We start from the raw sequence: 13,937 nt of genomic DNA, 5'->3' as shown, positions 1-13,937 counted from the left end.
TTTCTATTCACCTAGCCCAAATGATTAGGAGATAATAATCTTTTTTCTGTTAGCAGCCGAACATATTCTTGATATATCGCTTTGCACATTGCTTCTGGAATAAAGTCTTGTAAAATTAGCTCGCGCCCTGCCTGCCCGTGACTGTGACGCAATTTTGAATCCTGCAAATATGTGCGAATTGCATCTGTTAATGCCTGTGCATTATACGGTGACACCAATATGCCTGTGACACCTTCTTGGATTGCGTCTATGCAACCCGGAATGCGCGTAGCTACTACTGGCAATTGCATTGCTGCCGCTTCTAAAATTACAGTACTCAAACCCTCCCGATAAGATGGCAGAGCCAAAATATCCATTGCCGCATATAAGGGGGATATGTGCGATCGCCTTCCTGTCAAATGGATGCGGGCATCATTTCTGAGCGTATATTCCACATCTTCTGATACTGGATCTTGTGGTTCAAAAGGGCCGACAACAAGCAAATGCAAATTGGGAAACTCAGAGGACAAAATTTTCCACGCTGATACCAGTTCTGCTAAACCCTTATCACGAACGATCCGCCCCACAAAGCCTATTACTAAAGCATCGGTAGGAATATTAAATTGTTTGCGCGTTTTTAGGCGGACATTTGCAGCCAAATTTGCTTTATTGAACTGATTGGCAGCATCCACACCCGTAACCCCACCTTTAAGCAGCACTTTGACCTTCGCTTCTGGGCAAAGATTTTCAGAAATTGCTACTTTGCGAATTGAATGGCTGACACACAATACTTGGTTGGCAAGCAAACAGGAAACCTTTTCACTCAAACAAAGCAACAAGCGTTTGTAGCCAACGGCGGTCATTAATGGTAAACCATATATGTGATATACGCGGACAGGAACTCCTGCTAGCCAAGCACTGATCATACCTAAGAGTCCTCCTTTAGGACTATAAGCATGAATAATGTCGGGACGAATTTGGCGTAAATGCCGCCAGAGGTGAAATAAGGCATACAGATCCTTTAATGGAGTAATCTGTCTGGGCATATTGACAGAATGAACGGTAATTTGCTCGCGATCGCCAAATTGAGTCAGCAACTCACTAGGAGAAGCGATCGCGTGAATTTCAAAACCTCGTTCCTTCATGTAACTAGACTGACCGTTGATAAATTCTAATGTTTCAGCCACGGTTGAGATATGCACTAGCGTCATTTTCGGATATTGAGTCATGTCAATACACTTCCTATGTCCAAGCTCCTAATGACATTTGATATCCATCCACACAGGCTATCCATTTATTTTCATCAATCTTGTGAGCATCAATATGATGCATTCCTGTTTTATTCCAGCCGGAGCCACTTGCTTGAAGAATGGGATTTTCTGCAATTGGTTTTTCTTTATAAGCTGTTGTTGTCAGCACAATGATTTCAAATGCCCGAACTTTTGTACCGTATAAGTACTGGTCATCTTGGGCATATCTAAAAACCGTGCCATTATTTACGATAACTCTCCCTCCTGGTCTGGCTATTTTTGCATCGTCCTCAATTACAGGACTTTGAGGATGCTCAACCCAATAACTCATGATTTCATCAGCATAATAGAGTCGCAGAATATTACTTGCTGTTGATGATGTAAATAGCCACCACTTATTATCAAAGTAAAAAATAGAAGTATCTACATAATCTCTACCCTCAATTAGATTTTTCACAAAACACCATTGCCTGGGGAAATCAACTGCTTTATATAAGCGAATAGCATTTGCTTGTGAGCTTTCTGGAATCATGTAATAATCGTTGAGCCAATAAAATACATAAGGGTAAGACAAGTGAAAATCTTCCCGCAAGATGATTTTTTGATAATTCCAATTGAGCACATCTTGGCTAGTTGCTAAACCAATTTCACCTAGCCCATTAGCCTTATTCAGTACTTCAAAAAACATATACCAAGTACCATTCGCCAAAATCATAAAAGGATCGGCAATAAACTCTGCTGACACATCACTGACATCCTTAACAGTCAAAACCGGATTGCAAATATTGTTAAGAGCTTCCCAGTCAACCAAAGAATTTCCTTGATAAATTCCAATTGCCCAATCATTCTTTTTTCCAATAATCTTTTTAATTTGATTCTTAATAACAGGAAATAGATTGATATTTAGCATATTGAATTCGCTTCTGATTTTTTAGTACAGATAATACGCCAATGCTAATTCAAGAGTGAAGTAGCAACTTAAATTGCTACTTGATAAATTAAAATAACTTCGCTGCCTTTAACCACTCTTGGGTGTTTTCTCGCGCATAGCGATAAAAAGCAACCTGCTGCTCTTTGAGAACTTCTCTTTTGTACTCTTTTGCCTTATTTAGATTACGAGCAGACATTAAAGCCATGCGTTCTGGGTTGGTGACAACTTCTCGAATCTTATGTGCTAAAGCAACTGCATCTCCTGCTGTCACCATATCTTCAGCAGGTAGCAATTCGGGGATACCGCCCACTGTTGAGCCAATACAAGGTAGCGATCGCGCCATTGCCTCAACCATCGCTCTGGGCAAGCCTTCCATGCGAGAAGGCAAAAGGAAAAGGTCGCACTGATCTAATTGCTCACGCACAGCTTCGCTGGTTGGTAACTGTCCACGAAACAAGACGCGATCGCCTAAGCCCAGTGCCACAGATTTTGCCTCTAACTCTGCTCGATACCGACCATCTCCGACAAAAATTAACTTCAGATCTAATCCTTCTTTGACGCAGATAGAAACAGCTTCAATCAATACATCTGGCGCTTTGTAGAGTTGAGCCAGTGAACCTACTATGATTAGCTTAAATGTGCGTTTTTCTTGTTGAATCGGGCGGGGTTTGGATACTAACGTACCTTCTAGAAGCTCTACATCAGATACGCCTACAGAGTATTTTGGGCAAGGATAACGTCGTTGTAGTGCTTGTTTTGTGACATAAAGAGCCGCAGAAGCTTGCTGGCACTGCCGTTGTAATTGGCGGGTAAACCACCAACGAAACAAGGGTTGCAAGGGATGCTTGATAGATCCTGGAGCATAATCATCGTAGGGGTCAGCAATCACTTCAACAAAGTATGGTCTTCGTGATGGCATAGAGTTCCAGGCTTCGCCAGCAATTATGCATGGTACGTGCAACTGTATAGCCTCAGCATTTGCTATTGCCTTGCTTATAGCTCTTTTTATACTCACGTAGTTTTTCACATACTCCCATGATGGCCCTACAAAGTCGGGTATTGGAATAGGTTTGACTCCATAACCTGAAGCCTTAACCCATGCTTTAGGAGGTTCGCCACAGAATTTAACACGCACCAACAAATGAACTTCATTGAATACATCTAAATATCTAGTCCAGATACTATAACGAGTTGCAGCATCCGCAGTCCATAGAGTGCCATCGCTAGTGATCACAAAGTGAGCAGAGTTTGTAACTAATACGTTCATTTGTTTGGTTTAACCTAGTTAAGCATTTGTTGAGAAAATCAGATCATCTATATCATTCCTTCGTTGTACTCAGAACTCTTGACTGAGATAATTGATAGATATGAACATCTTCAGGCTTTATAAAACCTCTTAATTTACCATCTTGAAAACGCATCCCTGATGGACGCCCTGAGAATAGTGGTTGCGCTGAACCTTTTGCTGGAGTCGGGATTGTGATCACAACTTGTCTTGTTTCTGTTTGTGATGTATTCAAAACAACTAAATAAACACTGTTGCCGTATATCCACTGTCCGGCAAGCACATCATCAAATTTAGTATCGAGCTTCGTCAAAGTGCCTTCTAACAATACTGGGGTGAGCCTGTTTATTTCGGGCACTATAGACTTTACACGACTCCATACATCCGGTTTTTGTCTTATGCTGTTATCCTTATAGCCTTCATAAGTGTAGAAAAGAATACCTTTAACACCAGCTAAAAGTGCCTGATATGTCATGTTATACACTTCATTAGCAGTTGGCCAGCGTCCTTCTTCCCAACGGAAAGTCTGCAAGTTTGCAATGACTGGACGATTATATTTATTTGCTTCAAAGCGACCAATATTGAAGACATGATGTACTGTACTTAAATCATTTGCTAAACCTTTAGGTTTGTTGTTGAAAGGATAGCTAATAGGGTAAGATTGACCGCCAATTAAATCCGCAATATTAGAATGGCCTAACCATTTTCTCGACCAACCACTGATACTAATGTAGGTAAAATGTTTAGGATCAATAGCTTTAATTTGTTTGTGAAAAGCTAATATTTCATTTCGGGTTTCGTGATCACCAACATCATCGGCAATTCCCCAGCCCAGAACAGCTGGTTTATCCTTGAATTTCTTGACAACTGCAAGAGGGTCATCAACATTAAAGCTTGTGATAACAAAAACACCAACTCGCTCGGCTTCATCAAGAAATACACCATAATTATCAAGGTTGTCACAAGAGGCAAAAATGGTGTTAAATCCCGCAGCAGCAAGATCACGAACTGCTTGTATTAACTGTTGAAAAGTCAAATTATATGATTCATGGTAGAAACCAAACGGGAAGAATGGCTTGCCTTTAATTCTAATCGTGCTGTTACTGTTATTTTTAATAGTGCTATTAGCAATTGTACTAGTCACTTGATTATCAACCAAGTTGTGAAGTTGATAAATTTTGTTACCGTAAGCAGAGAAACAGAGAATAAGTAACATGGGTAATATAAATAATAATATTGTTCGTCTCCATTTAAAAATATATTCTTTAAGCATTTCTCTCCTTAACAAAAATTGATTTACTTGCTTTCTAGCCTTTTAATATCTAAAAGTGAGCAAAATTAGGTGTCTTACTTTTTATTAATAAATGAAATTATGGCATGAGTATAATATTTTTCTATTTCTTTTTTTGGATTTAGTTATGCCACAATAATTCCAATACACAGAAAATAAGCAACAGTCATTGCTGTACCTAAAGCACTAAACATACCCTCACCCATAGATGTAATCCAGAAACATATTGTAATTACTAGAGGTGCAATAGCATAGTGGTCTGTCTTTGAATGAGTTTTGAAATATAAATAAGCATAGAAGATACTAAGAGATGCTAGAAATAACATCAAAAATGCCGCAATAATACCGATTGTTCCAAGGGTATTGATAATCGTATTATGGCCTCCTAAACCAAAATTTAATTCAAAGTAGTCTGCACCATTACCCAATAACTTTACATCTTCAAATGTCTTATTCCAAATATATTCTCTACCACTCAAACCATCTTTATCTTGTAATTGATTAAGGTTATTCAAGAAGAATAAATAAAACTGTTCATCTGCTAATAATAAGATGGCGCTGATGCTTAGGGCAATACTATTAACAAATTTAATCAAAAATCCAGATTTTTGAAATAACCTCCACATAAATATAGATAACATACCAAAAAAGGCAATTAAGGATGTACGTGCATTAGCTAAAATAATAATTACAAAGAGAAAAATTAAACATAAAATAATCGGTAAAATATACCATAATCTCTTTTTAGCAGACAAACTACCAATCAAAATAATAAAAAGTCCAGATGCCATTGTCACACTTGTAAATCCTAAATCATTGGGATTAGGAAAGACGCCTGCATAACTTGCATCTGAATGACCTTGAAATTGATTGATTGGATGTAGCAATAAAGACATAACTATATAAGGAAGAAGACCCAAAAAAAGTGACGTAGCAAGCAGAAAATTTGCATATTGTTTCATCAACTTAGGTAAGCTATAAAAGAAAATCATTGGGCTTATAATCATAAACCAGAGTCCATCTCTAACAGAGACTAAATCATCGTTAACAACTCCAGATATTACTGATATAAAACCTAGTAAAATCCAGACTATAATTAGAGGCAGTTGTTTCTTCGGGAACCCCCATATATCAAAGCGGGATAATAGTAGAAGAGTCATTAATGCTGTAAGAATTAGAACATAGCGCAGTTTTTCGATGGCTGAATCTAGGGGAATTTCAGAACTCCCTAAGTTAGTAATAGATGATGAGCCGAATAAGACGGCTAGAATTATTAATGTAAGAATTTGTTGCTTTTTAAATTCAAGTTTCATGGAATTTTGCATACTAATAACTTAGATTTGATTATTTGAATGAAAATTTACAACGTTTTTATGCTTTGTAATATCTAAGTTCTAAGACAAATTTTACTAAAATCAATAAGGTTTTCAAGTCTATAGTGCAATAGCTTAAGTCTATTAATTATTTACTTTATCAAGTGACTATTAGACTTTTCTGTAGAACAGAAAGGTAATTTAGTTGCTCCATATATAAAAGTTCCAATTCTCTAGCTCCTCTTTGAATATTAAATAGACTATTTTCTACAGTTTTAAACGCTTCTAATTGGTTGATTTTTGCTGTATCTTGCTTAGTTTCCATAACTGCATCGGCCCAAGTAGAAGCTGGTTTCAATAACGATATCCGATGCATCAAAGGTTTTACTACATCTGCTTCTTGAGGAATAACATTAGAAAGAATACAAGATAGTCCCGCGGCTTGTGCTTCAACTAACACTAAGCCCAATCCTTCATAAAGAGATGGGAAAATCAATAAATCCATAGCACCTAGCATCAATCGGGGAACATCAGAACGGACACCTGCGAAAATTACATGGTCGGCCAAGCCTATCTGAACAACTTTTTGCTCGATCTCTGGGCGTAGCTTGCCGTCACCAACCAACAAGAGGCGCATTTTCGGTTCTCGCTTGGCAATTTCTGATGCTATGTCCAGAAGAAACAAATGATTCTTTGCCGCATCAAATCTACCTACATGACCCAGAACAAAGGCATCCGCAGGTATACCCAATTCAGCACGCACAGCGTCAGAGTCAAATGTATTTCGGAATGGAGCTAGGTCAATACCACAATAAAGTAATTGCCACCGGGAATCGTTTTCCCACTTCATCCCAAATAAATCTGCTGCTGCATTTCGACTACATCCCAACCCAACAGTGGCATACTGGGAAATCCATCTTTTCATCAAACCCAGATACAATTTACGCTTCAAACTAGTTTTAGCTTCAACCGAGGAGCTATCAAAATGACTGTGGGCAATACGGACGGGAACACCTATCTGATGGGCCAAACGGAGAACGTAACCACTAAAGTGATGGCCATGACTGTGAATAACGTCATAAGGTTTATGCTTTTTTAGAATCTGTTTAAAGTTGTGGCCATACTTCCAAGGTTGGGAGTGTGGATGAGGACAGACAATAATCTTGCTACCAAGAGTACGAATTTCGTGATCGTAATGGCAGGGTTCAGTTGTATGAACTAGAAAATCTATCTGGAAGCGATCGCGATTAATCTGGCGAAGGATATGCATTAGCCAAGTTTCTGTTCCAGCCCGGTTCATCCCACCAACAACTTGCAGAATGCGGATAGAAGGCTTGTTACATAACGTCATGATTTTACTCCTTCTATATATCTGTGTGGCTTATGCAGTGCATGGAGAATAACTGCCAAACTTAAACCTGCTTGGATAATTGCCGCAATCAATAGCGCGATCGCAGCTCCTAACAATCCCCACTTGGGCAGGAACCATAAACAAGCTATGGCTGAGATACTTGCCACAACGGCGGACAAAGGCATTTGAATGCGGAAGTACCGGGCTGCCGTCATTCCATAGCCGAGGAAGGACGATACGTAGTTAATCCCAGCCGCAACCATTAGCCAGATAAACAAATTTGTGTGCTCGGCATATTCAGGCCGATACAGGATAGTTAGAATCTGCCGCCCAGCCACCACAGCCACTAAAACACCTGCTCCGCCCAATAGAGTAGCAATTCCTACCAGCTTGAGTAGGAGCGTGCGGAAAGCTATGCGATCGCCCTCTGCATAATATTTGGCCAAGCGAGGAATAGCTGACTCCCCTAGGGCATTTACTACCATGCCTCCTGCCACCATTAGATAGGCTATGGCTGCAAAAATACCCAGTTCTCGCTCACCTAAATATCGCTCAATAAAATAGCGAGGAATATTGCTATTAAGTGAAATTAACATCATCACAAGCCCTAAAGGCAAACAGAGCCATATCAGATGCGCTAAAGTTTTCCAACGCCAACGAGGTTGCAATTGTGACCTCTGCTTTAGCATTAAGATTCCACTACGAATGTCGTAGCCAAACAACACCACAGCCCAAGCAAAAATTAACCCAACTACACCCCACAAAATACGGCCGGATATATGTACTCCAATGCCCAGTAATAGCAGTGCTAGAGGCCCTTTAATCATCAATGATGTCGCAATCCGATCCATGCGCTCATGCTGCTGAATTAGCCCATAAAATACATCGCTAATAGACTCAAATGCTTTTGCCAGACCAATCAAAAAGATAACTAAGGATATTTCCCAGCGATATCCTCCTGACAGACTAATGACTGCAATGACCAGAAGTGCCAACATTGTCGAAATCAGCCTCAGCCCCAAGTAATCGCTAAAACGATATTGTTTTTTAGCGTCTGTTGCTTGAACAATTCGTAGTTGGAGATTTGTCAACATAATTACGGGTGCTGTGACTGCCAGTCCCAAAGTAAACTGACCTACTATCTCTGGATTACCGAGTTTAGCTAACATTACCAATATTCCCCACTGGCAAACTGCATAAACAAAATTGCCAGTGAAAGTCCAGGAGAAATTGTGGCGTAGTGTTAGTATCTTTTTTTGTTGCATCTGGTCAAAGTGATATTAACTTTTGCAGATCTACACCAAACACAAAAACTATATGATATCCATCCACACAGGCTATCCATTTATCTTTTGTAATCTGGTGAGGATCGATATTATGCATACCGCTTTTATTCCAACCAAAGCCGCTAGGTTTTAAAATAGGATTTTCTCTAACTTCTTTTTCTTCATAAGTTGTTGTTGTTAGATGGGTTATTTCAAACGCTCGCACTTGATTACCATACAAATGCTCATCATCCTGGGTATATCGGAAAATTTGACCATCATATACTACTACTCTTCCTCCTGGTCTTGCTATGTTTAGATTGTCTTCGATAATAGGGCTTTGAGGATGTTCAATCCAATGCCCCATCAGGTCATCAGCATAATAGAGACGGAGAATATTGCTTTGTGACGACGATGTAAATATCCACCACCTGTCATTGAAATTAAAAATAGAACTATCTACATAATCTCTACCATCTATTAAAGTTTTTACAAATGTCCATTTAGTAGGAAAGTCAACTGCTTTGTATAAGCGAATAGAATTAGCTTCATAACTTTCTGGAATTATGTAATATTCATTTTGGAATTTGAACACATAAGGATAAGACAAGTGGAACGGTTCTTTAATTACTATTTTTTTGTAATCCCAATTGAATCCATCATTGCTAGTTGCTAGTCCTATTTCTCCTCTATCATTAAGACTATTCAGTACTTCAAAAAACATATACCAAATGTCGTTATGACGAACCATAAACGGGTCGGCAACAAAGTCGGCTGTTACATCTGTTACATCTTTTGCAGTCAAAACTGGATTTTTGATATTTTCTGTTGAACTGAAATCAAAAAGTGATTTGCCTGTGTAAATTCCAATTGACCATTCACATCTTCTTCTGACAAAAGTTCTTGCCATTTTTTTCAAAGAAGAAAAGTAGCTTGAATTTACAACAGATCTGCTATCTAAGCCATGTACTAAGCTGTGACGATTATGAATTACTTTCATATTGGAGTTGTTGGATGAACACTACATCAAGACAAAGCTCAAATTCTCTAGTTGATCCAGTACCTCATGGTTCTGCTTTCGTCAGCGTATTTCCATTGGAGTTTTTGAATAGAGCACTATTTCTTGAATTGCCTATTGATAGATTATTTTCCAAGTATTTTGGTTTGTATCCTGATATCAATTGCTCAAGCAAAAACAGGATAGAATTAACATCATTTTTAGCTGCTGCTATACACAATCTTTCCACACCTAAATTTAGATTTTTGGGAATAATCCGACTGGCATTTTTAACAACAAATAGTTTCTTGTGCTGAGTTGGTTCATATTCCTCTCCTTTAATAAATAGTTCTTCAAATAACTTTTCCCCTGGTCGTAATCCTGTAAACACAATGTCAATGTCTTTGTTTACCTCATACCCTGAAAGGCGAATCAGTTCCTTAGCTAAATCAACAATTTTGACAGGTTCACCCATATTCAGCATTAAAACTTCACCACCACGACCAAGTACCCCAGCCTGTAAAACAAGTTGAACTGCTTCTGGAATGGTCATGAAATAACGACAGATATCGGGATGGGTAACGGTTACTGGGCCACCTGTAGCAATTTGTTTTTTAAAAGTGGGAACTACACTACCACGACTACCCAAAACATTGCCAAAACGCACGGTAACATAATGCTTTCCACTTTCCCTTGCAGCTTGCAGTACCAACATTTCAGCAACTCTTTTACTAGCTCCCATAACATTTGTGGGATTAACTGCTTTATCTGTGGAGATCATCACAAAATGTTTCACATCATATTTCAGCGCCACTTCTAGTAAATTTTTTGTCCCGATTACATTGTTAGTAATTGCTTCTGGCGGATTTAATTCCATCAAGGGGACATGCTTGTGAGCCGCAGCGTGGAAAATTACATCAGGTTGGAATCGCTCAAAAGCATGTTCTAATCGATATCGAAATCGAAGATCAGCAATAAAAGTGTAAATATGAGGGGTATTTATTGGCGATTTGCCATCATTTTTAAGTACTTGAATAAGTTGGTCTAATTCTTGTTGGATGTTGAATACAGAATTTTCTCCATGTCCAATAAGTATCATTCTGCTAGGCTGGCATTTGAAAATTTGTCGGCAAAGTTCACTACCAATTGATCCACCTGAGCCTGTGATTAATACTGTCTTACCCTTGATAAATTTAGACACTCGCTCAATATCTGTCTGTACGGGTTCTCGTCTGAGTAAATCCTCAATCCTGACATCCCGAATACTATCTACTCGCACACGCTCATTGAGGATTTCATGTATTCCAGGTAAGGTACTAGTCTGGATTCCAGTAGCTTTGCAAATATCTACAATTTCCCGAATGACTTTTCCAGCAACAGTAGGCATGGCAATGATAACTTTATGGATTTGGAGAGATTTCAAAGTATCAGAAATTTGATGGCGATCGCCAACTACTGGAATGCCGCTAATATGTGCATTTAACTTTCGAGGATCATCGTCAATGAAGGCAATAGCCTGAAAACCCAGTTGGGGATTGCGTTGCATATCTTGTACAAGGGAAACTCCGGCACTACCAGCACCAATAATCAGTACCCGCTCTCGTGGGTTAAATACTGTTTGTCGTTGACTAAATCTTTCCACAATCCGAACACTAAAACGCAATGCTCCAATGAAAATACACGACAATAACCCATCAATAAATGGCAGCGATCGCGGCAGATTATTTATAATAAAAGGCTGTGTGTCATGAAGAATATCAAATGACATTGTTTGGACAATTACTGCACCCACCATCAACATGGTTATATATGTCAGTTCCTCAATACTGGCATAGCGCCAGTAACGTCTATAAAAACCAAAACTCCAAAATACAGTTAATTTGACTGCTAAAAACAGTATTGTTGCAATTCCCAGTTCTGATATATGTGCTTTATCTAAATAGCCGTCTAAACGCAAAAGCAGAGCTAACAAGGGAGTAATTGAAAAAACAATGATATCGAAAATTAATAAGTGCGTATTTCTCAGCTTCAGCAAATTGTTTAATGAACTGTTAATTAACTGGTGGAAGATTCTGAATAATAAATTCATACTTGCAAAAACCTCCAGAGCAATTTACAAAATCATCTTCTTTGTGTATAAATATCTAACTCAGAAGATGTTCAATAGACATCTTGCATAAATGCTTAAGTTGTCATGTTGAGCGGAGCGAAACATAGGAGTGAGATTCTTTTCTGCGGAACCAAGGCGTAGGTACTCTTCACTGCGTTCCGTACCATGCGGGAACCAAGGCGAACAGGATGACATTCCTGATTTTTGGATTTTTCCAAGAAGTCTAATATCATCAATTAACCTAAATAATGATGTTGGGATGCCTGGATTCTATTGAGTGCTCACTTTCTAGAGGATTTATGTAGATATTTTGTTTAAGTAACTCTAGAAACCGCTGTAAATTACCTAAATACTACAGTTGCCTAGTCTATTAATAGGCATAGTTGATAATAAAGAATCAAAAGTTACCCATGCCTAAAATTATTTGGCGCTCAGCCAATAATTTGGTTAAAGCTATACGCAACCGCTATGTAAAAGAAATATCAGTTTGTCGTTGCATATGTCACGCCAAATTGGCATTATTTTTCTCTGAGCTGAGAAAAACTTCTGTAGCAACAGTTTCATTAAGCTATGTTTATTCTTACTGATCTGAGCAAAAGCTGGTCAGCAGAACATAAATAGGTGAGCAAGGTGTGGAAAAACAATAGTAAATTTAAAGGTTTTAGCAATCAAGTGAATAACTCACAACAGTAGACCTGACTTATAAAAAAAATAGACCTCTTGTATAAATGCTTAAATTGTCATGTTGAGCGGAGCGAAAATTATGAGTGAGATTCCTTCCTCCACTACATTCTGGTCAGAATGACACTAATAATTTTCGGGCTTTTGCAAGAGGTCTAATAAATCAGAAGATCTAAATCTCCCAGAAAAGCCTAGGCGGTCTTTGTTTCTTTAGCTGCGATTCCAGTCACCAGGCATAATTTACAAACTAACGTTTTGGAAGCAACAAGCGATCGCCAACTTTGCATGTTGAATTAATATATCTTTATCCAGAGTATGAACAACATATTGCGGTGTTACCGCCAGTAGTTTGTCAATTCTTTCCTTAGCTGCCTCTACTATTGATTGATCAAGGCTACCATTACTGAGGGAGTTGGCAAAATCTTCAGCTATTTTATAAGTACGTTCAATAGATGATGAATTTATATTACGGGAAACAATAAATAAGTCGCAGCCAGCACTAAATGCTTGCGCTACAGTACCACTCTTGGCAAACATATCTGAAACAGCTTTCATATCCAAGTCATCAGATACTATAACTCCCTGAAAACCAAGTTCTTCTCGGAGTATGCTCTTGAGGATCGGTTGAGAGAGTGTTGCTGGCACATCAGCATCTATCTTAGGGAATAAAATATGAGCTGTCATAATCAAAGGAACCTGCGCTTCGATGAGTGCTTTGAAGGGTATAAGTTCTCGAATTCGTAGGTCTTCTCTAGTCAAATTGAGTATCGGTAGCTCAATGTGAGAATCTTTGCTAGTGTCTCCATGTCCAGGAAAGTGCTTGGCGCATCCCAAAACTCCTGATTCTTGAAGTCCGAGGAAGTAGTCACAAGCACCTTGAGCCGCAGTTTCAGGAGTATTCCCAAAGGCGCGAGGGCCAATAATAGGATTTTGGGGATGGGAAAAAATATCTGCTACAGGCGCAAAGGATAAATTGATTCCCAGTGACTTTAACTCAACTGCTGTTGCTTTTGCTACTTCACGCGAATGCGATAGCGCAAGCGCTGACTTGTAAGTTCGCAACATAAAGGCATGAGGAAATCGTGTGATTGGTAGTGGTGTACGCACAACTCGACCCCCTTCATGATCAAGGGTCATCAACATAGAGTCGCGTTCAGTATATTGTCGTATTTGATTATTCAGTTCCTTGAAACTTTCTAGCCAAACCTCGTAGGGAGTAGCATCCAAAAAGTTCTTACCAAAAAAAATCACCCCAACTGGTTTCAATTCACTGAGTGCGCGTTTATCCTCATCACTTAATGTAGTACCAGAAATACCAACAATTAGATGATGTCCAAAGCGCTGGAACGTCTGCGATACTGCCATAATTCTTTACCTGTTGTGTCACAAACAACTGGGATTTTTAACCTAGAAAAGCTTAGCCCTTATCCTACACCCTTATGGGGAATGGGGAATCTGTATGAGAAGAAGCACACTGCGCTGCA

10 protein-coding genes are annotated in these 13,937 nt (G+C 38.9%); all 10 read right to left on the bottom strand.

What is annotated here, in order from left to right:
* Window positions 1-11: 11 nt before the first annotated feature.
* The 10 genes from HCR01_RS24790 to nagZ all read right to left on the bottom strand — a co-directional run bounded on the left by HCR01_RS24790 (window position 12) and on the right by nagZ (window position 13,818).
* Window positions 12-1,208, bottom strand: coding sequence for a glycosyltransferase family 4 protein (locus HCR01_RS24790; protein ID WP_226889601.1), 1,197 nt, complete (start codon window positions 1,206-1,208; stop codon window positions 12-14).
* Between the two features lie 13 nt (window positions 1,209-1,221).
* Window positions 1,222-2,139 (bottom strand): hypothetical protein, encoded by a 918-nt coding sequence (locus HCR01_RS24785; protein WP_193198741.1) that lies wholly within the window; start codon window positions 2,137-2,139, stop codon window positions 1,222-1,224.
* Window positions 2,140-2,227: 88 nt separating this feature from the next.
* Window positions 2,228-3,427 carry a glycosyltransferase family 4 protein gene (locus HCR01_RS24780; RefSeq protein WP_193198740.1) on the bottom strand — a complete coding sequence of 400 codons (1,200 nt, stop codon included), beginning with the start codon at window positions 3,425-3,427 and terminating at the stop codon, window positions 2,228-2,230.
* 52 nt (window positions 3,428-3,479) lie between these two features.
* Window positions 3,480-4,718 (bottom strand): hypothetical protein, encoded by a 1,239-nt coding sequence (locus HCR01_RS24775; protein WP_193198739.1) that lies wholly within the window; start codon window positions 4,716-4,718, stop codon window positions 3,480-3,482.
* 143 nt (window positions 4,719-4,861) lie between these two features.
* A complete protein-coding gene (locus tag HCR01_RS24770) occupies window positions 4,862-6,049 on the bottom strand; it encodes an O-antigen ligase family protein (protein WP_193198738.1) in 1,188 nt (395 codons plus the stop codon).
* 160 nt (window positions 6,050-6,209) lie between these two features.
* Window positions 6,210-7,400, bottom strand: a complete 1,191-nt coding sequence (locus tag HCR01_RS24765; RefSeq protein ID WP_193198737.1) for a glycosyltransferase family 1 protein — start codon at window positions 7,398-7,400, stop codon at window positions 6,210-6,212.
* Complete coding sequence (locus HCR01_RS24760) at window positions 7,397-8,665, bottom strand: lipopolysaccharide biosynthesis protein (protein ID WP_193198736.1); 1,269 nt, start codon at window positions 8,663-8,665, stop codon at window positions 7,397-7,399. Before HCR01_RS24760 ends, HCR01_RS24765 begins: the two co-directional genes overlap by 4 nt.
* A 4-nt stretch (window positions 8,666-8,669) precedes the next feature.
* On the bottom strand, window positions 8,670-9,665 hold the full coding sequence (locus HCR01_RS24755) for a hypothetical protein (RefSeq protein WP_193198735.1): 996 nt from the start codon (window positions 9,663-9,665) through the stop codon (window positions 8,670-8,672).
* A gap of 64 nt (window positions 9,666-9,729) precedes the next feature.
* The gene (locus tag HCR01_RS24750; protein ID WP_193198734.1) at window positions 9,730-11,751 is read right to left on the bottom strand and encodes a polysaccharide biosynthesis protein; all 2,022 of its coding nucleotides are present in this window, start codon (window positions 11,749-11,751) and stop codon (window positions 9,730-9,732) included.
* A gap of 942 nt (window positions 11,752-12,693) precedes the next feature.
* Window positions 12,694-13,818, bottom strand: coding sequence for a beta-N-acetylhexosaminidase (nagZ, locus tag HCR01_RS24745; RefSeq protein WP_193198733.1), 1,125 nt, complete (start codon window positions 13,816-13,818; stop codon window positions 12,694-12,696).
* Window positions 13,819-13,937 lie beyond the last annotated feature (119 nt).

The organism is Nostoc sp. MG11 (genome assembly GCF_014904695.1).
Classification (GTDB): Bacteria; Cyanobacteriota; Cyanobacteriia; order Cyanobacteriales; family Nostocaceae; genus Komarekiella.
This window is presented reverse-complemented; position numbering and strand designations above follow the sequence as displayed.